21 protein-coding genes and 1 tRNA gene are annotated in these 23,121 nt (G+C 42.3%); 21 read left to right on the plus strand and 1 reads right to left on the minus strand.

Annotation, left to right across the window (positions count from 1 at the left end; genetic code table 11):
* The first annotated feature begins 32 nt into the window (after positions 1 to 32).
* The 19 genes from purR to SporoP17a_RS10110 all read left to right on the plus strand — a co-directional run bounded on the left by purR (position 33) and on the right by SporoP17a_RS10110 (position 18,481).
* Positions 33 to 875: a pur operon repressor gene (gene purR, locus SporoP17a_RS10020; RefSeq protein WP_083034515.1), complete on the plus strand. Its 843-nt coding sequence runs from the start codon at positions 33 to 35 to the stop codon at positions 873 to 875.
* Positions 863 to 1,237: a RidA family protein gene (locus SporoP17a_RS10025; protein ID WP_083034516.1), complete on the plus strand. Its 375-nt coding sequence runs from the start codon at positions 863 to 865 to the stop codon at positions 1,235 to 1,237. The genes purR and SporoP17a_RS10025 overlap by 13 nt, the downstream gene beginning before the upstream one ends.
* A gap of 254 nt (positions 1,238 to 1,491) precedes the next feature.
* The gene (spoVG, locus tag SporoP17a_RS10030) at positions 1,492 to 1,779 is read left to right on the plus strand and encodes a septation regulator SpoVG (RefSeq protein WP_083034517.1); all 288 of its coding nucleotides are present in this window, start codon (positions 1,492 to 1,494) and stop codon (positions 1,777 to 1,779) included.
* Between the two features lie 349 nt (positions 1,780 to 2,128).
* Positions 2,129 to 3,487: a bifunctional UDP-N-acetylglucosamine diphosphorylase/glucosamine-1-phosphate N-acetyltransferase GlmU gene (gene glmU / locus SporoP17a_RS10035; protein WP_083034518.1), complete on the plus strand. Its 1,359-nt coding sequence runs from the start codon at positions 2,129 to 2,131 to the stop codon at positions 3,485 to 3,487.
* Positions 3,488 to 3,514: 27 nt separating this feature from the next.
* Positions 3,515 to 4,468: a ribose-phosphate diphosphokinase gene (locus SporoP17a_RS10040; RefSeq protein ID WP_083034519.1), complete on the plus strand. Its 954-nt coding sequence runs from the start codon at positions 3,515 to 3,517 to the stop codon at positions 4,466 to 4,468.
* A gap of 81 nt (positions 4,469 to 4,549) precedes the next feature.
* Positions 4,550 to 5,179, plus strand: a complete 630-nt coding sequence (locus SporoP17a_RS10045) for a 50S ribosomal protein L25/general stress protein Ctc (protein ID WP_083034520.1) — start codon at positions 4,550 to 4,552, stop codon at positions 5,177 to 5,179.
* An 80-nt stretch (positions 5,180 to 5,259) separates the two neighbouring features.
* The gene (gene pth, locus SporoP17a_RS10050; RefSeq protein ID WP_083034521.1) at positions 5,260 to 5,826 is read left to right on the plus strand and encodes an aminoacyl-tRNA hydrolase; all 567 of its coding nucleotides are present in this window, start codon (positions 5,260 to 5,262) and stop codon (positions 5,824 to 5,826) included.
* Positions 5,827 to 5,879: 53 nt separating this feature from the next.
* Positions 5,880 to 6,098, plus strand: coding sequence for an anti-sigma-F factor Fin (locus SporoP17a_RS10055; RefSeq protein ID WP_083034522.1), 219 nt, complete (start codon positions 5,880 to 5,882; stop codon positions 6,096 to 6,098).
* A 103-nt stretch (positions 6,099 to 6,201) separates the two neighbouring features.
* Positions 6,202 to 9,735, plus strand: a complete 3,534-nt coding sequence (gene mfd / locus SporoP17a_RS10060) for a transcription-repair coupling factor (RefSeq protein WP_083034523.1) — start codon at positions 6,202 to 6,204, stop codon at positions 9,733 to 9,735.
* 83 nt (positions 9,736 to 9,818) lie between these two features.
* Positions 9,819 to 10,355, plus strand: coding sequence for a stage V sporulation protein T (gene spoVT, locus SporoP17a_RS10065; RefSeq protein WP_083034524.1), 537 nt, complete (start codon positions 9,819 to 9,821; stop codon positions 10,353 to 10,355).
* Positions 10,356 to 10,930: 575 nt separating this feature from the next.
* Complete coding sequence (locus SporoP17a_RS10070; protein ID WP_083034525.1) at positions 10,931 to 12,136, plus strand: NAD(P)-dependent malic enzyme; 1,206 nt, start codon at positions 10,931 to 10,933, stop codon at positions 12,134 to 12,136.
* A 423-nt stretch (positions 12,137 to 12,559) separates the two neighbouring features.
* Positions 12,560 to 13,153: a sporulation membrane protein YtaF gene (gene ytaF, locus SporoP17a_RS10075; protein WP_083034526.1), complete on the plus strand. Its 594-nt coding sequence runs from the start codon at positions 12,560 to 12,562 to the stop codon at positions 13,151 to 13,153.
* 51 nt (positions 13,154 to 13,204) lie between these two features.
* On the plus strand, positions 13,205 to 14,797 hold the full coding sequence (locus SporoP17a_RS10080) for a putative polysaccharide biosynthesis protein (protein ID WP_083034527.1): 1,593 nt from the start codon (positions 13,205 to 13,207) through the stop codon (positions 14,795 to 14,797).
* Positions 14,798 to 14,802: 5 nt separating this feature from the next.
* Positions 14,803 to 16,263 carry a bifunctional methyltransferase/pyrophosphohydrolase YabN gene (gene mazG, locus SporoP17a_RS10085; protein WP_083034528.1) on the plus strand — a complete coding sequence of 487 codons (1,461 nt, stop codon included), beginning with the start codon at positions 14,803 to 14,805 and terminating at the stop codon, positions 16,261 to 16,263.
* Entirely contained in the window at positions 16,260 to 16,550 is a 291-nt protein-coding gene (locus tag SporoP17a_RS10090) for an RNA-binding S4 domain-containing protein (protein WP_083034529.1), read from the plus strand. The genes mazG and SporoP17a_RS10090 overlap by 4 nt, the downstream gene beginning before the upstream one ends.
* 163 nt (positions 16,551 to 16,713) lie before the next feature.
* Positions 16,714 to 17,010, plus strand: coding sequence for a sporulation protein YabP (yabP, locus tag SporoP17a_RS10095; protein ID WP_083034530.1), 297 nt, complete (start codon positions 16,714 to 16,716; stop codon positions 17,008 to 17,010).
* Entirely contained in the window at positions 17,007 to 17,492 is a 486-nt protein-coding gene (yabQ, locus tag SporoP17a_RS10100) for a spore cortex biosynthesis protein YabQ (protein WP_083034531.1), read from the plus strand. Before yabP ends, yabQ begins: the two co-directional genes overlap by 4 nt.
* Before the next feature lie 28 nt (positions 17,493 to 17,520).
* A complete protein-coding gene (locus SporoP17a_RS10105; RefSeq protein WP_083034532.1) occupies positions 17,521 to 17,934 on the plus strand; it encodes an FtsB family cell division protein in 414 nt (137 codons plus the stop codon).
* A 121-nt stretch (positions 17,935 to 18,055) separates the two neighbouring features.
* Positions 18,056 to 18,481 (plus strand): S1 domain-containing RNA-binding protein, encoded by a 426-nt coding sequence (locus SporoP17a_RS10110; protein WP_029054887.1) that lies wholly within the window; start codon positions 18,056 to 18,058, stop codon positions 18,479 to 18,481.
* A 509-nt stretch (positions 18,482 to 18,990) separates the two neighbouring features.
* Here SporoP17a_RS10110 and SporoP17a_RS10115 read toward each other — a convergent pair.
* Positions 18,991 to 19,064: transfer RNA gene (locus tag SporoP17a_RS10115), tRNA-Met, on the minus strand.
* Positions 19,065 to 19,272: 208 nt separating this feature from the next.
* Between SporoP17a_RS10115 and SporoP17a_RS10120 the strand changes: the two genes are divergently transcribed.
* Together SporoP17a_RS10120 and tilS are read left to right on the plus strand one after the other, a co-directional pair.
* Positions 19,273 to 21,672 (plus strand): SpoIIE family protein phosphatase, encoded by a 2,400-nt coding sequence (locus tag SporoP17a_RS10120; protein WP_083034533.1) that lies wholly within the window; start codon positions 19,273 to 19,275, stop codon positions 21,670 to 21,672.
* A gap of 35 nt (positions 21,673 to 21,707) precedes the next feature.
* Entirely contained in the window at positions 21,708 to 23,117 is a 1,410-nt protein-coding gene (gene tilS / locus SporoP17a_RS10125; protein WP_167693409.1) for a tRNA lysidine(34) synthetase TilS, read from the plus strand.
* The last annotated feature ends 4 nt before the right edge of the window (positions 23,118 to 23,121 follow it).

A 23,121-nucleotide genomic window follows, 5' to 3' on the forward strand; every position in this document is an offset into this window, starting at 1 on the left:
ATAAATCATTCGGGTTTAGGAGTCGGTATTATATGAAATGGAAAAGAAGTGAAAGGCTTGTCGATATGACGCGTCATTTGCTGGAAAATCCACACACTCTCATTTCTTTGACGTTTTTTTCGAACCGGTATTCAGCCGCCAAGTCCTCAATTAGTGAAGACTTGGGTATTTTGAAAGAGACATTTGAAGAGAGTAGCACGGGTCGTCTAGTGACGATTTCGGGTGCTGCTGGCGGTATTAAATACATTCCGTTAGTCGGTCGTGAGGAGATAAAAGAAGTCATTCACTCATTGATGAATGAACTAAGAAAGTCGGATCGGCTACTTCCTGGCGGTTATCTGTATATGACGGATTTGTTGGGAAACCCCCGTTTTCTCGATCGAATTGGCAAGGTAATTGCGACAGCTTTCTTTGATAAAGAAATTGATGCCATTATGACGGTTGCAACGAAAGGTATTCCGATTGCGCATGCGATTGCCCGTCATTTGAACGTACCCGTCATCGTGGTACGTCGAGACAGCAAAGTGACGGAAGGCCCCACTGTCAGCATTAATTACGTTTCAGGTTCTGCACGCAGGATTCAAACGATGGTGCTGTCAAAGAGAAGTATGCAGAGCGGTCAAAAAGTATTGTTGACAGATGATTTTATGAAAGTGGGCGGCACGATGCAGGGCATGAAAAGCTTGCTTGAAGAATTCAACTGTGAACTGGGTGGCGTGGCGGTCTTAGTTGAAGCCGAACACCTTGAAGAAGTTTTAGTAGATGATTATCTTTCGTTAGTGAAATTACATGCAGTCGATGAGAAACACCGTAAGATCGAGTTGGAAGAAGGAAATTATTTCACGAGAGGCGGTAATGAGTTATGGAATATGTAAAAACAGAACAAGCCCCGCAGGCAATTGGACCCTATTCGCAAGCAGTAAAAGTGAATGGTGTAGTGTACACGTCAGGACAAATTCCTTTAACACTTGCTGGCGAAGTGATAGGTGACGGGATAGAAGAACAGACGAACCAAGTCCTTCAAAATTTGAGCAAAGTACTGGAAGAAGCGGGTTCTAGTTTACAAAAAGTCATTAAAACGACAGTGTTTATTCAAGACATGAATGAATTTGGAGCGTTAAATGCTATTTATGAAGAACACTTTGGAGAGCATAAACCAGCTCGCTCGACAGTAGAAGTGGCTCGTCTTCCAAAAGACGTACGAGTAGAAATTGAAGCGATTGCGCTTTGTGAATAATCGGATGTGAAGCCCGTCTTGATCAAGTTTAGATCATAGCGGGTTTTTCTTGTTATTAGAAAATGAGTAGGGGAAATGTAGATATAGATTTGAAGTAATATACAAACATTAAAAAATTCACAAAAGATTCTATTTTCATTTAGCGCAAAAACTAGTATTATAGAATTAGCACCAGTATTATGGTTAAAAAGTTAATCATACCAACTAACCTAGAATACGTTCAGTGTGAAAACGACAACAAGGGAGTGGGGAAAATGGAAATCACAGATGTGAGATTACGCAAAGTAGACACGGAAGGTAGAATGAGAGCAATAGCTTCCATTACGCTTAACGATCAGTTTGTCATCCATGATATCCGAGTCATCGAGGGGAATGACGGATTATTCGTGGCGATGCCGAGCAAACGCACACCGGATGGGGAGTTCCGCGATGTGGCGCATCCAATTAATTCAGACGCACGGACAAAAGTACAGGAGTCCATCTTGACAGCGTATCACCAGGCAGACAAACAGCAAGGGGAATTGCAAGAAGCTGTTTTATAATTTCATCGCCCTAGAGAAAGCGTTTCCATGTGTTCTATCCATAAAAAGGCCATCTGCTCGAGTAGATGGCCTTTTTATTGTTTTGAAATTGAAATGGAGAGCCTGGCATAGAGATCAGGATTAGTGTGGGTCTTAATCCTGAACATATTGAGGTTAAAACACAACAGTAATTCACATCTGCCCACAGTAATAAAAATGCTTCACTTTTATTACTGTGGCGACATAATCGCAAAAAGATCAACAATCATAAAATAAAGTTATGTAATTGTCAAGGGGATATGCTTGAAAAAATCAGTCATTTCCGCTATAGTCAATTATGAATTTAACAAACAAGGATGGAGGCTGACAGATGACAAATACATATGCGATTGTCCTAGCAGCAGGACAGGGCACGCGAATGAAGTCGGATCTTTATAAAGTACTTCATCCAGTCTGTGGCAAGCCGATGGTTGAGCATGTGATTGATCATATTCGCGATCTCCACTCAGATCGGATCGTCACGATTGTCGGTCATGGTGCCGAGATGGTAGAGCAGACGTTGGGCGACAAAAGTGAATACGCACTACAGGCAGAGCAACTAGGTACTGCACATGCCGTGCAACAAGCCGAGAAAGTACTTGCGAACCTTGATGGCACAACACTCGTTGTCTGCGGCGACACGCCATTAATCAGCACAGAAACAATGGCAGCGCTTCTTGCGCATCATCATGAAACAGATGCGAAGGCGACGATACTTACTGCAATAGCAGATGATCCAACAGGTTACGGTCGAATCATCCGTGCGGAGAACGGAGACGTAGTGCGAAACGTCGAACATAAAGATACGAACGATGGAGAGCGTCTTGTTAAGGAAATTAATACAGGCACCTATTGCTTTGACAACCGTGTGTTATTCAACACACTAAAAAAAGTAAACAACGATAATGCACAAGGCGAGTATTATCTTCCAGATGTATTAGGGATTTTGAAGTCTGAGGGACAACGAATTTCAGCTTATACGACACCTGATTTTCAGGAAACATTAGGTGTCAACGACCGTGTGGCATTGGCACAAGCTGAAAAAAGCATGCGCCAACTGATTGCGGAGAAGCATATGCGTAACGGGGTCACAATTATTAGTCCTGAGCAGACAGTGATTAGTGCAGAAGCTGAAATCGGTCGTGATACTGTTATCCAACCTGGCGTACTCATTGAAGGAGCTACAAAGATCGGCTCACAATGTGTCATTGGACCTAATAGTCATATTCAAAACAGCACGGTGGGTGACCACACGACAATTCATTCTTCTGTTGTCCGTGATAGTACAGTTGGAAATCAGACAGCAGTCGGTCCTTTTGCACACTTGCGTCCTGACACACAGCTCGGAGATCATGTCAAAGTAGGCAACTTTGTTGAGGTGAAAAAATCTCAGCTTGGTGACAGTAGTAAAGTTTCTCACCTCAGTTACATAGGTGATACAGAAATAGGCAAGAATGTTAACGTTGGCTGTGGTACGATTACAGTGAATTACGATGGAAAAAATAAGTATAAAACAGAAATAGAAGACAATGCATTTATTGGCTGTAATGCCAATTTGGTCGCACCGGTCACGATAGGAAAGAATGCGATTGTGGCAGCGGGATCCACAGTCACAAAAAATGTACCGGAAAATTCACTTGCAATTGGACGCGTTCGGCAAGAGAATAAAGAAGGATACGTACAAAACTAATCTTACCCAACCAACAGGAGGGCCATCATGGCATATCAATATCCAAACGACAAACTGAAAATATTTTCTTTAACTGCGAATGAACCACTTGCAAAAGAAGTAGCAGATCAAGTCGGGCTTCCGCTCGGCAAGCTCTCAGTCAAACGTTTTAGTGACGGAGAAATCCAAATCAATATCGATGAAAGCATCCGTGGCTGTGAAGTATTTGTCATTCAATCTACTTCTAATCCGGTCAACGATAACTTAATGGAACTTCTCATTATGCTGGATGCCTTAATGCGTGCATCCGCGCGTACGATTAATGTGGTCATGCCATACTACGGTTATGCACGTCAAGACCGTAAAGCAAGTTCACGTGAACCTATAACGGCTAAATTAGTTGCAAACTTACTAGAAAAAGCAGGTGCTGATCGCGTAATCGCGGTAGATTTGCATGCACCACAAATTCAAGGTTTCTTCGATATTCCGATTGATCACTTGATTGCAGAACCAATCCTAACGGAGTATTTCCAAGGTCAAGGATTAGATGATCTTGTTATCGTTTCACCTGACCATGGCGGTGTAACACGTGCACGTAAAATGGCGGACCGTATGAAAGCGCCGATTGCCATTATAGATAAGCGTCGTCCTCGTCCGAACGTAGCGGAAGTAATGAATATCGTTGGCAATGTAGAAGGGAAAACGGCCATTCTAATTGATGATATTATCGATACAGCCGGTACTATCACGATTGCCGCGAGCGCTCTAATTGAAAGCGGAGCAAAAGAAGTGTATGCTTGTTGTTCACATCCTGTTTTATCCGGACCAGCGATTGAGCGCATTAATAATTCTAAAATCAAGCAGTTAGTGATTACGAATTCTATTAAATTGCCGGAAAGTAAACAATCTCCAAAAATCAAACAGCTATCGATTGCGCCTTTGTTGGCTTCAGCGATTATTCGTGTGTTTGAGAACAAGTCTGTAAGTACATTATTTGAGTAATAATAAGTTAACGAGTACCTTCGGGTATTGAAAATTTAAAGATTTATAAAAAACTTTTTGATGGGATAGGTGACTATACAAATGAGCACAATTATGTCCAATTTAAGAGAAACTGACAAGAACACAGTAAGTGAATTAAGAAAAAGCGGATGGATTCCTTCCGTAGTATACGGCTATGAAACGGAAAGCACTCCAATCGCAGTAAAAGAGCGTGATCTTCTAGACACACTTCGTGAAACAGGAAGAAACGGTGTTATCAAATTGACTGTAGATGGCAACGACAAAAATGTCGTATTAAACGATTACCAGGCTGATGTATTGACTGGATTCCTTACACACGCTGACTTTTTAGCGATCAATATGACGGAAGAGCTTGAAGTAGACGTAGCGATTAACCTTGTTGGAGACGCGCCAGGTGAAAAGGCAGGCGGAACAATTCAACAACCGGTATGGGAAATCACAATTCGCGTAAAGCCATCTGACATTCCTGAACATATTGACGTAGATGTTTCAGAACTTGAAATTGGTGAAACAATTCTTGTTGGCGATATCCGCGATAAAGTGAAGTTTGAAATCTTAACTGAAGACGAAGTAGGATTGGTGACTATTTCTGCACCACGTTCTGCTGAAGAATTGGAAGCATTAGACGAAGCGACTGAAAGTACTGAAGCTGAGCCGGAAGTAATCGGTGAAGATAAAGAAGAGAAATAAGTTACAAAATGGGCGCACGAATTTGAACCGTGCGCTCCTTTTCTATGTATAGATATCATTTAGAAAAGGAAGAGAAGAACATGAAATTACTAATTGGACTCGGAAATCCTGGGAAAAACTACGAAAACACACGTCATAATATTGGTTTCCAAGTAATCGATGAATTGGCTAAGCGGTGGCAAGCTCCGGCGTTCCAGCAAAAGTTCAATGGTCAATTTACGACTGTCCATACAGTTGAAGGTAAAGTGATATTATTGAAACCGATGACTTATATGAACTTATCTGGAGAAAGCGTCCGTCCACTAGTGGATTATTTTGAAGTGAACGATGAAGAAATAGTTGTGTTATATGATGATTTAGATTTACCGGCCGGAAAAATCCGTCTTCGTCAAAAAGGCAGTGCGGGTGGTCATAATGGTATGAAGTCACTCATTGCGCATCTAGGTACTACTGAATTCAACCGCATTCGAATTGGCGTGGATCGTCCTACTGGTGGTATGAAGGTCGCTGACTACGTATTATCTCCATTTAGCAAGGACGAGCAACCATTGATCGAAGACGCAATTCAAAAGAGCGCAGATGCCTGTGAAGAATGGACAACAAAAAAGCAACCATTTATTGAAGTGATGAATAAATTTAACGGGTAAGCATAATATAGCGACTCTTTGCCTATACTTTGAAAAAGGAAGGTGAAGAGAATATGATCCGTTATTCTTGTAATCACTGTCATACGGAAATCGGTTCGATTCCATTTGAGTCGGCTAAGGGTACCCTCAGTCAACTAGAAGATGCGGATAAAAATGCATTTTTGTCTGTAGATCCGGATGGCGGCTTGCATATACGATGTATTTGCGAACACTGCGAGCAATCCTTGCAGAAGTTTCCGGACTATTACACCTTAAAAAAATGGTTACAATAAGTAACAGATGCTTTGGCGCTGGTAGCCAAAGCTTTTTGTGCATAAAGCATTCTGTTCCATATAAAGAGACAGACTAAGTTAAGAGATAAGGAGGAGTAGTGGAGTGGGAGTAATAGAACAGCTTTTTCTAGAAGAAAAAGAGATTCAAGGCTTGCTGAACGACTTGGAAGACGGGCAAGATCAGCAGTTAATCACAGGTCTTTCTGGCGGATCCAAAGCGATCTTTTTTAAGTTGATTCAACAATCTCTGACACGTCCTGTTTTGATTGTTTCGCCAAATATGCTTCAAGCACAGCGAACGTATGATGACTTGAGCAAGTTGGTCAGTGATGAAAATATTCACTTATATACAGCGGAAGAACTTGTTGCTGCAGACTTTTCATTTGCGAGTTATGAACTGCGTGCCGGTAGAATCGATACACTGGATCATATGGCGCGTACAGGCAGTGGTATTTATATTACACCGGTTGCAGGATTACGAAAGTTGTTGCCGACAAAGGAACGGTGGTTGGCACATTACGTGACAGCCTCAACAGATGAAGAAATTGATATAGGTAACTGGTTGGAAAACTTAGTATCCATGGGCTATATACGGAAAGACCTGGTGAGCGCACCGGGTGAATTTGCGTTACGCGGTGGAATACTAGATATTTATCCGCTAACGATGACAGAGCCTGTTCGTATTGAGTTATTCGATACGACGATTGATTCAATTCGGACGTTTTCAGCGGAAGACCAACGTTCAACAGGCAAATTGGACTCGATTACATTATTGCCAGCGACTGAATTCATCTGGACGCCTGATGAATTACAGAAAGTTTCAGAAAAGGTGGAACAAGCGCTTGGTGATAGTCTGACCAAAATCAAAAGTGAAGAATTACAGCAGCAACTATTGATGACAATCATGCAAGACATTGGCATGATGAAAGACGGGATTGTGCCAGATACGATGAAAAAGTACGCTTCATTTTCTACTGAAGCGAGCGCCATGCTGACTGATTACTTCCCTGATAGTGGAATCATACTATTTGATGAACTAGGTCGAATACAAGAATCTGTGGCTACCTTGGAATCGGAAGAGCAGGAGTACCAGCTTGCGATGCTCGAAGATGGGAAAATGTTGCATGACACGAAACTCGCATGGAAATACGAGCAAGTACTTGCAGACATTAGTCAGCAGCAACTCTACTTATCTCTGTTTACACGTGCAGTACCTGGTTTCACTATCAAGAAGTCTATTTCGATTTCCTGTAAGCCAATGCAACAGTTCCATAGTCAGATGCCACTGTTGAAAAATGAAATAGAACGCTGGAAACAAGGGAACTATAATGTCTTTCTGTTAGCTTCTTCAACTGAGAGAATGAAGAAAATCCAAGAAATTTTACGAGAATATGATATAGAAGCAACGATAGATGGCAAGCCTAGTAGAGAAGGTGTGTTGTCCATTATAGAAGGGGATTTGTCTGCAGGGTTTGAATTACCGTTTCAGAAACTTGCCGTTATTACAGACGCCGAATTATTTACTGGTAAACCGAAACGAAAAGCGCGTCCGCCTAAACTAACGAATGCTGAACGCATTAAAAGTTATTCAGAGATCAAGCCGGGCGACCATATTGTTCATGTTCATCATGGTATTGGGAAATACTATGGCGTAGTCACACTGGACGTTAAAGGCGTCCAGAAAGATTACTTGGATATTCGATATCGCGGTGAGGATAAACTCTTCGTGCCAGCTGACCAGATTGATTTAATCCAAAAGTATGTTGCCTCCGGAGAAAAAGAGCCAAAGCTACATAAACTCGGTGGTACGGATTGGGTCAAAACTAAACGTAAAGTAACAGCGGCCATTCAGGACATTGCGGATGACTTGATCAAATTATATGCCAGACGGGAAGCGGAAAGAGGCTTTGCATTTAGTGAAGATGATGATTTGCAACGTTCATTCGAAAACGCTTTCCCTTATGAAGAAACACAGGATCAGTTACAATCCATCAATGAAATTAAGAAGGATATGGAAAGTATACGTCCTATGGATCGATTATTATGCGGAGATGTGGGATACGGAAAAACAGAAGTGGCAATTCGTGCAGCATTTAAAGCCGTAACGAACGGTAAACAAGTAGCGTTCTTAGTGCCAACTACTATCCTGGCGCAGCAACATTACGAGACGATGAAAGAACGTTTTGCAGATTATCCTATAACGGTTTCAGTACTTAATCGTTTCCGTACTAAGAAAGAACAAGATGAAACGATTAAAGGAGTTAAAGCTGGTACTATCGATATTGTCATCGGTACACATCGCTTATTGTCAAAAGACGTAGTTTACCAAGACCTTGGGCTTCTTGTTGTTGATGAAGAGCAACGTTTTGGTGTTACGCATAAAGAAAAGTTAAAGCAATTAAAAAATAACGTGGACGTACTTACATTAACTGCAACACCGATACCAAGGACTTTGCATATGTCGATGGTTGGAGTACGCGATTTATCTGTAATTGAAACGCCACCAGCTAACCGTTTCCCTGTCCAAACATATGTCATGGAAGATAATGGAGGGCTCGTTCGTGAAGCGATTGAGCGAGAAATGGGACGCGGCGGACAGGTCTTCTATTTATATAATCGTGTAGAAGATATGGACCGTAAAGTGCAAGAAATCCGTGACTTGGTACCGGAAGCACGCATCGCTTCTGCACATGGTCGGATGGGGGAAGCAGCACTCGAAGCAGTAATTTTGAGTTTTCTTGAAGGAGAATTTGATGTGCTCGTAACAACGACCATTATAGAAACCGGGATCGATATTCCGAACGTCAATACGTTGATTGTCCATGATGCAGACCGCATGGGATTATCACAACTTTATCAGTTACGTGGCCGGGTTGGTCGTTCTAATCGCGTAGCGTACAGCTATATGCTTTATCAGCGTGATAAAGTGTTGACAGAAGTTGCCGAAAATCGTTTGCAAGCAATCAAAGAATTTACTGAGCTTGGGTCAGGCTTTAAAATTGCCATGCGCGATCTATCCATTCGAGGTGCAGGAAATTTACTTGGTTCGCAACAACACGGATTCATTGATTCTGTTGGGTTCGATCTGTATTCGCAGTTACTACAAGAAGCGATAGAAGAAAGACAGACGGGCGTCGTGAAAGAAGACAAGGTGGATGTCGAAATCTCCTTGCCTATCAATGCTTATCTTCCTGAATCATACATTCAAGACGGTTATCAAAAGATTCAAATGTATAAACGCGTAAAAGCTATCACGGGCGATGAGGATTATTTGGAACTTGTCGACGAGATGATCGACCGTTTTGGCGATATGCCATTCGAAGCCGACTTATTACTCCGCGTCGGACGTATGAAAGCATGGGGACGTGACGCAGGCGTACTATCCATTAAAAAAGTACAAGGGATAGTGGAAATCCGCATGTCGGCAGAAGGAACTGCTCGCGCTGATGGTGCAAAGCTGATGGAACATTCCTTGAAGTTTGGCCATGCGGTTGGACTGACAATTGACAACGGACAAATCATTGTAACCGTGAATGAAAAGAAATCTAATCAGTTTACAGAATTTGATATGGTAGAAGAGATGGTCCATACGATGCAGGAAACAGCGAAGGAAGTAGAATCTACGGATGCCTTGTAACACCTCGATTGCATAAAATGACCAATGTTGATGCATACTATCCTCAGAAATACATTTAATTTCGAGAAAGTGAGGCATTATACATGAAGGCAACGGGTATCGTCCGCAGAATTGATGACTTGGGAAGAGTAGTTATACCAAAAGAAATTAGAAGGACACTTCGCATTCGTGAGGGGGACCCTTTGGAGATATTCACTGATCGAGAAGGGGAAGTCATTTTAAAGAAGTATTCACCTATTTCAGAGCTTGGCGAATTTGCTATGGAATATGCAGAATCACTTTATGAAACGATTGGTACTCCTGCGCTGATTAGTGACCGCGATGAAATGCTAGCGGTAGCAGGTCTTGCCAAGAAAGACTATATGAATCGACAGTTGGCACCGATATGCGAAGAAATCCTTAACGGCCGATCGACTGTCATCGAGAAGCATGAGAAGACGGTAGAATGGGTACCAGGTCAAGTAGAGCAGGTTAAATCTTATTGTGTTGTACCGGTTATCACAAACGGTGACGCAATCGGTGCAATCTATTTGCTATCAAAAGTTCATTTTGTTGGAGAAGTCGAGCAAAAAGCAGCGGAGACAGCAGCTAATTTCTTGGCAAAACAGATGGAAAGCTAAATGGATTTACTAAAAGTATTAAATTTTTTACCTAAAACTCACAGTAGATTCATCTACTGTGAGTTTTTTGATGTGTAATTTATTATGAATTTAAAACGACGTGCTATTTTTAGATGGATGACCAGTAAAGAAACTTTATTTAACCTAAAAATTATAAGAAATCCAACAGCACTAATTACATATAATTCCTTTTTAAGTGTATTTACGTTAATAGCATTTCAATATTTTTCTTCATTTAAAAAGTGAAATATTTCACATACTACCGTCATATCCTGATTTTTTGAAACGTTTTTCTTTACGTGAAACTTTTCACAAAACCCCTTAGTGAAGGGCTTCACAAGGCATAATTTAAAAGGTGAAAGGTTTCACATACTACGAAAAAGCATAAAAGTCAAAACTTTTTTAAAAATATTTAAAGGCTCTGTAAAACCCGAGATAGAAGTAATGTAACCGCTTACGAATTTACAATTTTTAGAGTAGACAGAAAATTATTACTTGTATTTACTTTGCGTTTACGCTTATAATCACTACCAACACGAATGAACAATAAAAAACCAGACAGGGAGAGCGATATTATGAACAGGAATTACAAATCTTCTTTACACATGCATCAAATTCACAATGGAAAAATGGAAGTTGTTTCGAAAGTACCGCTAGAAAATAAAGAGGATTTAAGTTTGGCGTACTCACCAGGAGTTGCTGAACCTTGTGTAGAAATCGCTCGAGACCCATCTCTTGCATATGAATATACAATCAAAGGGAATTTGGTAGCGGTTGTGACAGATGGTACGGCTGTACTTGGACTCGGAGATATCGGGCCTGAAGCATCTTTGCCAGTAATGGAGGGGAAGGCTTTATTGTTGAAGCAATTCGCAGGGATTGACGCATTCCCGATATGTCTAGATACAAAAGACGTGGACGAAATTGTCCATATCGTAAAAGCAATGAGTCCGACATTTGGAGCTATAAACCTTGAAGATATTTCTGCTCCTCGTTGTTTCGAAATTGAACGGAGGTTACGTGAAGAATGTAGTATTCCGATCTTCCACGACGATCAGCATGGTACAGCAATTGTAGTAGGTGCGGGATTACTTAACGCATTAAAGGTAGTTGGGAAAGAAAAAGAAGAAGTGAAAATTGTTTTGAACGGTGCAGGTGCTGCTGGAATTGCGATTACGAAACTATTATTGAATATGGGCTTCGAAAACATTATTATGTGTGATTCAAAAGGTATTATTTATGAGGGCCGCGAGAATGCGATGAATGACATTAAGCATGAAATGTCACGCATCACGAACCTCAATAAAATTGAAGGTTCCTTAGCTGAAGCAATGAAGGGCGCAGACGTATTTGTCGGTGTATCTGTTGCGAACTTGCTGACGAAGGAATTAATTGCATCGATGAATACAGATCCAATCGTATTTGGACTGGCGAATCCAATGCCAGAGTTGAAGCCTGAATTGGCAGACGAGTATGGAGTGCGTATTATTGCAACAGGCCGCTCTGACTATCCTAACCAAGTCAACAATGTCTTGGCATTCCCTGGAATCTTCCGTGGAGCACTAGACGTTAGAGCAACGGAGATCAACGAAGAGATGAAACTTGCTGCGACATATGCGATTGCAGATTTGATCAATGATGAAGATCTACGTGACGATTACATCATTCCAGATCCATTTGATGACCGTATCCCGACGATTGTTGCACATGCAGTAGGAAAAGCTGCAATGCGCTCGGGCGTGTCCGTTTCAAAGGAACTGATTTTGCCTAACCCCAGCTGAAGATGAATAATGGAACGTCTTTCCTATCAGGTATAGGGGAGGCGTTTTTTTATTTATGAAACGAGTGAATGAAGTGAGCGAAGCACAGTTCGACATTCGGGGGACACGCATTGTTATAGGTCTGCGGATTATTTATGAGAGCGTAGTACCGGCGCTCATAAATCTCTCCAAGCGCTCATAATTCAAAGTTAACCGCTCTATGGTGCCTGACTTCCGCTCTATCAACATACGCAGGCGCTCTATCAGACTCCGCAAGCGATCATACTTACGCGGCAACCGCTCAATGCGTCCCACTCTGAAGTGGAAATTATAAACTAATCTCCCCTCGTTCATTGGAGAGATTAGTTCTGCGCCTAGCGCACACACGCCACCCTCATTGTGCACGTATAGTATGATAAAACCAAATAGGCTGGAGGAAGCGGAATGACTTGGCTACTGATCGTAGGCTTTGCAATTTCATCTAGCATAGACAACTTTGGAGTCGGACTATCTTACGGGGTACAGCGAGTCCATATTCCATTCACGTCGAATGCACTCATTGCGGTAATTTGTTTTATCTTTAGTTTGATCGGCATCATCTTCGGTGCATGGCTGGCCGAAATGCTACCAGGCATACTCCCTGATCTCATAGCGTTTGCTGTACTAAGCGTCATTGGGATACGCATCATGATAATCGCCTTTCGTCAACCAAGAAAACCTCAAGCGAATGTGTTCAGTGAACCGGAAAAAATGGATTTTGACGGATCTTCACATATTAGTTTGGGGGAAGCATTACTACTCGGTATTGCGCTTTCTGCGAATGCATTAACGAACGGTGTCGGAGCAGGTCTTTTGGCGTTGTCACCAATCGCAATCGCATTATCGGCGGCTGTTGGTAGTTATATAACATTGTCTATTGGTGTAGGACTAGGTGCGAAACTAGCAGGTGTCCAAATTGGTAAGATGTCACTAGGTCAGTTTGGAACATTCATGAGTGGTGTCATAATTTTATTGATTGCGGTCACACGTCTACTTTGACATGATGGGATGGTATACTAGAAATCATTATCGAATGAAAGAGGCGCATATATGGCGTTGACTAAATGGAATATGAAGTCGTTTATGAAAGGTGCATCGATTTTAACTATTGCCGCTATCATCGTCAAAGTGCTGAGCGCGGTCTATCGCGTACCATTTCAAAACTTAGTTGGAGATAAAGGATTCTATATTTACCAGCAAGTATATCCGTTCATCGGAATATTTATTGTTTGGACGTCTTCAGGTTTTGCTGTCGCGGTATCTAAGTTGCTTGCGGAAAGCAAAGGTCCTGGGGAGTCGCGCGGGATCTTACGCGTGTCACTCATTTACCTTCTCGTTTTATCGGTAGGAGTTTTTCTCCTCTTACGTTCAAGTTCATCTTTTTTTGCTGAATTAATGGGTGACAACGCATTAGCACCTGTTTTGCAAACCGGTTCATATATCGTTCTTGCACTACCGTTTCTGGCTGTACTGAAGGGTGTTTTTCAATCGGAGGGGCAAATGATACCTGTAGCCATTTCAAACGTCTCAGAGCAGTTGTTCAGAGTAATTATTGTGCTAACAGGTACGTGGATGGCGATACGTGCGGGCATATCGCTTTATACAATAGGTGAAATTACGATGTGGGCAGCGATTGTCGGTGAAGTGATAGGCGTCTTAATCCTGGTATGGTTTTTCCTACAACGGGAAAGGATGCCGGTAGATACTGTAAAGTCATGGCAAGTGATCAAAGATCTGACCAAAATTAGCATCGGCGTTAGTGCAAGTTCATTAATTTTATTAGTATTCCAATTGGTGGATTCATTCACAATCTATAACGCATTAATTGAAGCAGGTGCAATGAGTGAGGCTGCGATGGAAATGAAAGGCGTCTATGACAGGGGGCAGCCACTTGCGCAAATGGGTATTTTACTTGCATCTACGTTGGCGTTAGCGCTCGTGCCGTTAATCGCGCATCATGCAACCAAAAATGATGGACAAGGCGCGTTACCGTTCATTAGTTTGACGTTCCGGACGTCTATCTTATTCGGCTGGGCTGCAACGATAGGGTTAGTTCTGATACTGCCTTTCGTCAATGAAATGCTGTTTCAAACACGAACAGGATCTGTCGCGCTGATCATTTTCTGTATCCAGATTTTCTGGTTGTCGATTATTTTGCCATTGACGGCTATCCTTCAAGGGAGTGGAAAAGTGCGTGCGCCGTTGCTATTCATGTTGCTTGGCGTCGTAATAAAACTGTTGACTACACCATTGATGGTTCGACAGTATGGTATTGAAGGTGCAGCCGTATCAGGCACTACTGCATTCGCGGTGGTTGCTGTATTATTGATTATGTATTTTAAGAGATTTTGGAAGTTTCCATTGGCTCCGCAACATTTTTACACTGTGCTGATTAGCGCAGGCGTTGCAATGGCAGGGGTATTAATTCCCTGGATGCTTTTTGCGGACTATTGGCTGTTTGACGGCTTATCCTCACGCGCCAGTTCAACGTTAACTGCACTGTCAGCTGTTGCAATTGGGGCAATCATATTCCTTTTTGTCATCTTGAAATCACGTATAATGAAAGAAAAAGAGTGGTACTTACTACCTTTTGGAAAACGATTGGCGACCGCTCAACTATGGCTAACTAAAAATAGAAGGTGAATTATGTGAATAAAATAACTGTTATTGGGCTTGGTGCAGGTGATGTAGAACAATTGTCGCTAGGCACGTACCGATTATTGAAACAAGCGGATCATCTCTACATTCGTACGGAAGAACATCCAGTCGTTGCAGATTTACGTTTGGAAGGATTAAAAATGAAAAGCTTTGATTCAATTTACGAAGCAAATGATGCATTTGAAGACGTCTACCAACAAATCGTCGATACACTCCTTGAACTGAGTGCGCAACAGCCGATTACATACGCTGTGCCGGGTCACCCACTTGTAGCGGAACGTACGGTGCAACTCTTAATTGAAAAAGAGCGGGCGGGTGAGGTTGAACTTCATATCGCGGGTGGTAGTAGCTTTTTGGATCCGATTTTTACAGCGCTACGTATAGATCCGATTGAAGGATTCCAGTTACTTGATGGCACGGACTTGAAACGTGATGACGTGCGCATGGATCAGCACATACTAATTGGACAAGTCTATGATGCATTCGTTGCTTCTGACGTGAAATTGTCTTTAATGGAGAAATATCCTGATCATCATGTTGTAACCATCGTTACGTCAGCAGGTTCACAAGATGAGAAACTGACCGAAATACCACTATTTGAGCTTGACCGTACAGTGACGTTGAATAATCTAACGACTGTCTATGTACCACCGCTGCTAGATCACGAACAACGACTGAAAGAGTGGAGTTCATTCAGGGACATCATTGCTACGTTACGTGGACCCGCTGGTTGCCCTTGGGATCGCGAGCAAACGCATGAATCATTGAAGCGCTATTTGATCGAAGAATCCTTCGAGTTGATCCAAGCCATCGATGAAGAAGATGACAACGCAATCATAGAAGAACTAGGAGATGTTTTACTGCAAGTCTTCCTGCATGCGCAAATCGGAGAAGACAATGGATATTTCTCCATGGAAGACGTACTCGAGGTCGTCGGCTCCAAAATGATTCGACGACATCCACATGTATTTGCGCAAACGCAAGCCGACACAACGGAAGAAGTGTTGACGAACTGGCAAGCAATTAAGGACCAGGAAAAAACGAAACCATCTACCTTATTAGAAGGGCAAGAACGTTTGGCATCCTCTTTGTTGACATCTTATAATTATCAAAAGACTGCAGCCAAAGTAGGATTTGACTGGCCGTCCATCGAAGGAGCCTTCGATAAGTTTCAGGAAGAGTGGCAGGAGTTTCAAGCCGAAGTGGAAAATGGCGGGCCGGAGCAACAGTTAGACGAACTTGGAGACGTACTATTCACTATCGTTAACATTGCAAGATACCTGAAGATCTCACCAGAAGAGGCCATGTGGCACACCAACGAAAAATTTAAGACTCGTTTTCAGTTCGTGGAGCAGTCCGTGAAACAAGGAAGCGGAAAATTTGAAGACTATACATTAGATGAACTAGAAGAGTTCTGGCAACAGGCCAAACGAAAGGAAGAATCCAAATGAGACTCGATAAATTTTTGAAAGTATCACGCTTTATCAAACGCCGTACGCTTGCGAAGCAAGTGGCCGAGCAAGGCAGAATTACGATTAATGGAAAAATAGCTAAGGCATCGTCGGTCGTTAAACCAGGTGATGAGCTGTCAATTCGCTTCGGTCAGAAGATTGTTCATGCTACGGTAAATGAGTTGAAAGCATCGACTAAAAAGGAAGATGCAGCAGGTATGTACACGATCACTAGCGAAGAACGGTTAGAGAAGGTAGAACCTGAGTTTGTGGATGACGAAGAGTAAAGCTTATTAACGAGGAGACAGCCTGATATCAGGTTGTCTTTTTTTATAGATAAGCTAAAGGGGGTAGGATGAAGGATTTGCATTTCGATTTAAAAGCGACTTGTCATGTTTGGCCAAGCCTCTGCATAGAATATGGGGAACGTACTAGAGAAGGGGGACGCATATGCAGATTCAAACAGACAGCTCGATGTATACTATTCCATCAGGAGACCATGTAGTAACGATGCGCAATCGCAAAAGAATGGACCTCACATCCGTGAAAACGATCGACCGCTTTGACCAGGAGGAATTTCTCGTTAGAACATCGCTAGGCGTATTGCAAATTCGTGGGGAGGAACTGCGTATTGTACATCTAGATGTGGACAAGGGCTTACTCACGCTTGAAGGTACCGTCCAAACACTTCAATACGATGATGAAGAAGCAGGCTCACGCAGTTTCCTCCATAAATTATTCGGATGAGTTTATCCGTCCAGTTCTTCAGTCTATTGGCGATGATCGGGACAGGAATTACTGCTGGAATTGTAATGGATTTATTCGGAACTATTGTCGCTGCGTGCGGCAATCGTTCGTTCATTAGAAGATGGGCATTCTGGTTGGAATGCCTTATCTGGATTGCGTTGGGAATAGTGTCGTTTTGGGTATTAATTATGGTGCGCGACGGGGCATGGAGAATGTATGACCCCGTAGCACAGGTTAGTGGCTTGTTATTGTATGCAACGGTCTTTCATCATCCCGTTAGAATCATAGGTAGACTACTGTTACTTGTGGTGCTTAGGCCGATTTGGCTCATCATTCGTCTTGTCTACCTACTGATTCAACGCATTTTCTATTTAATTTTCTCTATTCTGTCACTAATTACTTCACCGGTTATAAGATTAGTAAAGAACGTAGGGAAATTCCTTCAAAATAAATGCAGAGTACTATATAATAGATTACATTAGTAGATTACGGCAGAAAGGTGTGTGCGCCATGAAAAAAACACAGAAGCCCTCAACAAAGAATGTGACATCAATCGATACAGACTATGTGCGCTCCATGCAAAAAAAAGAAAATTTTAAAAAAGCACAACAAAAACGTCTGCGTAATCGGTTGGCTGTATTTTTTGTTATCGTTTGTGTCGTTGCTGGAAGTTTATTCAATATGAATGCTGGACAGAAAGAAATTTTGGCTGCCAAACATAAGGAAAAAGCCGAAGCAACAGCGACACTAGAGGATTTGAAGGAACAGCAAGAGCAACTAAATAGGCAGTTAATTCGTTTAGATGATGATGAGTATATTGCTAAACTCGCACGCAAAGAATACTTTTTGTCTGAGTCCGATGAGATCATTTTTTCCATCCCTGATAAGAAAAAGGAGTCAGAAAAAGACATAATAAAAGAGTAGTCATGTTGACACTCTTTTTTTGTTGGCTATAATATAGGTAGGAGCCTGTAAAATACAGGCACTGCCAATATGGTTGATAGGCTTACGAGCCGCTTAAAACTTAAGGAGGAGCATTTTTTTTATGTCAATTGAAGTAGGCAGCAAGTTAGAAGGTAAAGTAACCGGGATCACAAATTTTGGGGCATTTGTTGAATTGCCAAGCGGATCCACAGGATTAGTCCATATTAGTGAAGTAGCTGACAATTATGTCAAAGATATTAATGATCATTTAAAAGTCGGCGATATGGTTGAAGTCAAAGTAATGAATGTAGGATCTGACGGTAAAATCGGTCTTTCCATCCGTAAGGCTAAACCTGAGTCAGAACAACGTCCACAGCGTCCACAACGTCCAACTAGACCTCGTCAAGGAAGCAAACCGAGCTTTGAACGACCAGAGAATTTTGAACAGAAGATGGCAAAATTCATGAAGGACAGCGAAGAACGTCTAACTACCTTAAAGAGAGCGACAGAGTCCAAGCGTGGCGGTCGTGGAGCCAGAAGAGGATAACTTGCTGACTGATTCAACTGTAAACTAAAATCAGATGACATCCTATACGTATGTTCCGCACTATGGAGCATGCGTTTTTTTGTGCCGAACATTCGAGAAGCAAAAGTTAGGAACTCTTGATTCATGTAACAGCTCAGCGTTCGATAGGTTGTTTAGTACTAAAATTAGTGAGTATTCATCTTCCCAGCCCGAGCTCGTAGGGGGTTGCCTCTAGCCTAGAGTCGTGATTCTAATACGAGGAAGATCAGCAACATCGCGAGAGCCTTCCACACGCACCGAAGTGGGACAATGAAATTCCTCACTTATACTGCCAGTAAAACAACAACCTCCTGAACAAATAGGGAAAGAAAGAGTATATATAAGAACCACAACCCAACGCCGCTTATTACGCACTATTAATAAAACAGTAATCAAACCAGGGCTTAACCAATGTTAAAATCCACTATTTGGATCATTTTTCCCGACAAAAAAACCTCTGCCTAAGCAAGAGGGTTTTTGTATTTCTATTATAGCGGCGGAGGGATTCGAACCCACGACCTTTCGGGTATGAACCGAATGCTCTAGCCAACTGAGCTACACCGCCAAGATATACGCTCGTTAAGATTATACAATTCCCAACGCAACGTCTCTTATCATACTAGGCATTTGAAAAACTGTCAACAACTCTTTTGCTAAAAAATAAACATACGGAATACGTCGAAATGTTTTGTGAATATGCCGCCACGAACAGACAAAATTTCTCGCAAGTCCCATGTATAGTTTTATGTAAGAGAACATAGGGGGTATGGGAAATGAAAATGATTGACAATATGGAAAGACCAATTGTGCAAATGTTCAGGGCGTACTGGCAAGAACTGATGAATCGGAAAGTATACTTACTAACTGCTCTTCTTTTCTTAGTGGGATCATTCTTTCTATCGCAAGCAGTAGTATTTGATATGGCAGTACCATTCTTCTTGCCGATCTGGGCATTGGCCAGTATGCGTTACCGTCAACACATGATCTATGTATTCATAGGGGGTATGGCCGGCAGCGCGTTTCTTGGGGTAGGACAAGCTGTCATTCATTTAGCACAATTGTTACTGTTTCATTCAATCATTAAAATTCCGGTTGTGAAGAGATCTGTTCCAATCGCTGTGGCGGGAGCAATGATTATTCCACAATTAGTCTGGCAACTTGTGAAGTACGGCGACGGGATGTTGCCTTTAGCGATTCAATTGTCGATAGGGTTAGAAGCATTGCTTGCATTGTTCATGACGATTTTCATGTTGTTAGCTTTTCCTTCTATAGAAAGGATGCTGTATGGACCATGGAATCCTGAGCAGATCAGCGCGATGTGTATTGTGGGAGCGCTTGCAGCTACCGGGATGGGAGGATTCCAAATTGGTACGGTATCTGTTGCTGGAGTGTTCTTATTTTTAGCGATATTTGTAGCTGCCGTAGTAGGGGGAGTACCGTTCGCTACAACTGTCGGTATGATTATCGCGTTAATTATAGGTGTATCAGAATTATCCTTTACGGGCATGATGGCGTTATATGGTATGACGGGTTTGCTAGCGGGTTCGCTGAAGCGCTTTGGGAAGCTTGGAGTCATCACCGGCAGTGTCTTTGTTTCGCTCTTTTTCCTTCTATATGATGCGACACTGCCTCTGGATACCGTTCACTTTTCCACGGTTGGTGCCGCGGCCCTACTGTTACTATTAATTCCTTCACGCAAATTAAGCCAAATACGACAAGTTTTATTGCCGAAACAAGAAGGAATATCCGAAAAACGACAGCAATGGCTGGCGGATAAACTAGATGGTCAATTGGCAGAGTTCCAGCAATTTGCTCACTTTATGTCAACGCTCGTGAATGATCGTCTGTCTCCTGAAGAGGAAGTAGCAGCGACAAGTCAAGTGCCGTCTATTTGTCAATCCTGTTTTCGTTACCGAAAGTGTTGGGAGAGCGAAGAGGACAGTATAGAACCATTAATTGATGAATGGGAAACTACCTATTCAGCAACGAAAAAGGCGGCTCGTGTTCGAGTTGAACAGCAGATGAAGTATAAATGTCTACGTTTTAAGGGACTAATGAATGAATTGGAGGAGAGAGGAGCTAACAAGTTATTGATGGGGCAGTTACAACACGGAAGAAAAATGTTAGCCCTGCAATTACGCGATATGAGTACGCATATTGAAAAAGTCATGAGAGAGGTAAAGGAAGACCTCACTACGTATAAGTTGGCTGAAGAAGAGTTGGCGAATCGTTTACAATCACAAGCAATAGAGTTTTTCCAAATAGATATATTATCGGAAGAACGGGGTGCATGCAGAATTGTGATTTCTGTCCCGGAAAAGAAGGCAGATTTTGAAGCGGAAACAACGGTTGGAGAATATTTACTACTGCCGATCTTGGAGCAAATGTACGAAGAGCCAATGCATATTTCAAAATCGACTTATCAGCCGTTCCCTTTTCCGCATGTGCAATTAACCTTTAGTTCAGCCGTTCGTTTTTCACTGGAATATGATATTGTCACAACAGCAGGAAAAGGATCGTTTAACGGTGGTGATGCGTATGAGTTATTTAAGATTCATGACGGTTTGTCAGCCGTGCTGTTATCGGACGGAATGGGACAAGATATCAATGCATACCACGAAAGTAGGAAAGTAATCCGTCTAATGAGAGAATGCTTGGGTCAAAAAATGGACCCTGAAACTGCTATCCATACATTGCATTATATGATGGCATTGAATGGATTAGACGATATGTATGCAACCCTCGACTTGGCATTAATTGATTTGCAGGAAGGGCGACTGTGGTCGTGGAAAGCTGGTTCGATGAGTACTTACATTAAAAGAAGCGATGAGTGTATCCGGTTAGACAGCAAAACTGTACCATTTGGCTTTTTACCATCATTCTCAATAGAGGCGAAGAATGAAAAGCTAAAGTCAGGTGATATTGTCGTTATGACGACGGACGGAATATTTAATGGAGATGTACCGCTTGATATCCAAGAAGACGTAATGAATCAAACGATAGAACGTTTTAAGGACATGGATTGCCGGACGATTGCCGATCAAGTAATGATGGAGATGGAGCGGGTATTTGAGTCGGTAGAAGATGATCGTACGATTCTTGTAATGAAAGTTGGCCATATTGTGCCAAAATGGTCAAAGGCTAATAAGCAACCTCGAATCATTTCTAGCTAAACAATGTTAGAATGGAGAGAGGAGGGAGATGGATCATGAGAAGTTTGCAGCAAAAAGTATTGAAGTTTATCGACAAGCAAACGTTGATTCCTCCTGGCTCTCGTGTATTAGTCGCGTGTTCGGGTGGTGTGGATTCCATGGCACTGCTTCACTTTCTTGCGACGCATCAGCAATCTCTGGTCATTGAAGTGGGGGCCATCCATGTAGATCATATGTTACGTGGAGTTGAATCTGCTGAAGATGCGTCTGTTGTGAAGCAGCTGTGCAAGGAATTCGGGCTACCCTTTTATTCTGAACAAGTACCTATTCCCGCTATCTTAGAAAGCCAGGGCGGTAATATGCAGCAAGTGTGTCGGCAACAGCGTTATGCGCGGTTCGAACAAACGATGGCAAATGAGCAGTTTACTGTTCTCGCGACAGCTCATCATGCTGATGACCAACTGGAGACAGTGCTGATCCAATTAAGTAAAGGGCAATCATTAAATGGTATGCCGATCCAGCGGTCGTCCCATACTGGGAAAATCATACGTCCATTCCTCCCGTTAAAAAAGAGTGAATTGTACACGTATGCATCACATCACAAAATAACGTTCCGAGAAGATCCGAGTAATCAGCAAGATAATTATCTGCGCAATCGTGTGCGACGTCACGTACTACCCATCTTAATAGACGAAAATCCATCCGTCGCGATCAACACAGTCCGACAAACAGAACAACAGCAAGCAGATGAAAATTTGCTGAAAGAGCTAGCCGATCAACATTGGCGAGCGATTGTCACGTATACGGATGAGCAGCTTCCCTCTTTTCGACGGGAGGCATTTCTTGCTATTCCCTACGCTTTACAAAAGCGCGTGATTCAACTACTATTAAAATGTCTAACTAACCCAGCAACAGAGAACGCTGAGTGGCATTTTGCATTAGTAGATGAACTGTTACACCACATTACAGACTCGGCTGGGAATGTCACAATTGATTTGGCGTATGGCTATCGGTTTGTCAGGGAATATGATAAACTGCTAATTACAAAATGGGATATAGATCCAGCATCTCTTCGTCCAAAAGTACTTGCGAAAGGTATTTGGCATACGTGGGGAAATCTTCATTTTTACTGGCATCATGCCAACGCGTATAGAATTGAAGAGCTCTTACCATCAGATGAGATCAGATATTTCCAATTACCTGAGTCAGAACTTCCGCTAACTGTACGGCTTCGGATGACCGGAGACAGAATGTTACTTAAAGGAATGTCCGAGAAGAAACGTGTAAAGCGGATATTGATTGATGAAAAGATTGGAATTAGGCAAAGGCAACAGCAACCTGTCATTACGACAGCAAGTGGTACTGTATGTGCAGTGCCTGGTGTACGGTATAGTGAGATGTTTTCACACCGCCAACTAGAAGGCGATTCATACATATGGATTACGCGAGAAGGCGAGACAAGATAAAATA

Source organism: Sporosarcina ureae, from assembly GCF_002082015.1.
Taxonomy (GTDB): Bacteria; Bacillota; Bacilli; order Bacillales_A; family Planococcaceae; genus Sporosarcina; species Sporosarcina ureae_A.

What these genes read in the sequence shown, in the direction of transcription:
- purR (WP_083034515.1), top strand. Translation starts at nt 33, where the DNA reads ATGAAATGGAAAAGAAGTGAAAGGCTTGTCGATATGACGCGTCATTTG.
- SporoP17a_RS10025 (WP_083034516.1), top strand. Translation starts at nt 863, where the DNA reads ATGGAATATGTAAAAACAGAACAAGCCCCGCAGGCAATTGGACCCTAT.
- spoVG (WP_083034517.1), top strand. Translation starts at nt 1,492, where the DNA reads ATGGAAATCACAGATGTGAGATTACGCAAAGTAGACACGGAAGGTAGA.
- glmU (WP_083034518.1), top strand. Translation starts at nt 2,129, where the DNA reads ATGACAAATACATATGCGATTGTCCTAGCAGCAGGACAGGGCACGCGA.
- SporoP17a_RS10040 (WP_083034519.1), top strand. Translation starts at nt 3,515, where the DNA reads ATGGCATATCAATATCCAAACGACAAACTGAAAATATTTTCTTTAACT.
- SporoP17a_RS10045 (WP_083034520.1), top strand. Translation starts at nt 4,550, where the DNA reads ATGAGCACAATTATGTCCAATTTAAGAGAAACTGACAAGAACACAGTA.
- pth (WP_083034521.1), top strand. Translation starts at nt 5,260, where the DNA reads ATGAAATTACTAATTGGACTCGGAAATCCTGGGAAAAACTACGAAAAC.
- SporoP17a_RS10055 (WP_083034522.1), top strand. Translation starts at nt 5,880, where the DNA reads ATGATCCGTTATTCTTGTAATCACTGTCATACGGAAATCGGTTCGATT.
- spoVT (WP_083034524.1), top strand. Translation starts at nt 9,819, where the DNA reads ATGAAGGCAACGGGTATCGTCCGCAGAATTGATGACTTGGGAAGAGTA.
- SporoP17a_RS10070 (WP_083034525.1), top strand. Translation starts at nt 10,931, where the DNA reads ATGAACAGGAATTACAAATCTTCTTTACACATGCATCAAATTCACAAT.
- ytaF (WP_083034526.1), top strand. Translation starts at nt 12,560, where the DNA reads ATGACTTGGCTACTGATCGTAGGCTTTGCAATTTCATCTAGCATAGAC.
- SporoP17a_RS10080 (WP_083034527.1), top strand. Translation starts at nt 13,205, where the DNA reads ATGGCGTTGACTAAATGGAATATGAAGTCGTTTATGAAAGGTGCATCG.
- SporoP17a_RS10090 (WP_083034529.1), top strand. Translation starts at nt 16,260, where the DNA reads ATGAGACTCGATAAATTTTTGAAAGTATCACGCTTTATCAAACGCCGT.
- yabP (WP_083034530.1), top strand. Translation starts at nt 16,714, where the DNA reads ATGCAGATTCAAACAGACAGCTCGATGTATACTATTCCATCAGGAGAC.
- yabQ (WP_083034531.1), top strand. Translation starts at nt 17,007, where the DNA reads ATGAGTTTATCCGTCCAGTTCTTCAGTCTATTGGCGATGATCGGGACA.
- SporoP17a_RS10105 (WP_083034532.1), top strand. Translation starts at nt 17,521, where the DNA reads ATGAAAAAAACACAGAAGCCCTCAACAAAGAATGTGACATCAATCGAT.
- SporoP17a_RS10110 (WP_029054887.1), top strand. Translation starts at nt 18,056, where the DNA reads ATGTCAATTGAAGTAGGCAGCAAGTTAGAAGGTAAAGTAACCGGGATC.
- SporoP17a_RS10120 (WP_083034533.1), top strand. Translation starts at nt 19,273, where the DNA reads ATGAAAATGATTGACAATATGGAAAGACCAATTGTGCAAATGTTCAGG.
- tilS (WP_167693409.1), top strand. Translation starts at nt 21,708, where the DNA reads ATGAGAAGTTTGCAGCAAAAAGTATTGAAGTTTATCGACAAGCAAACG.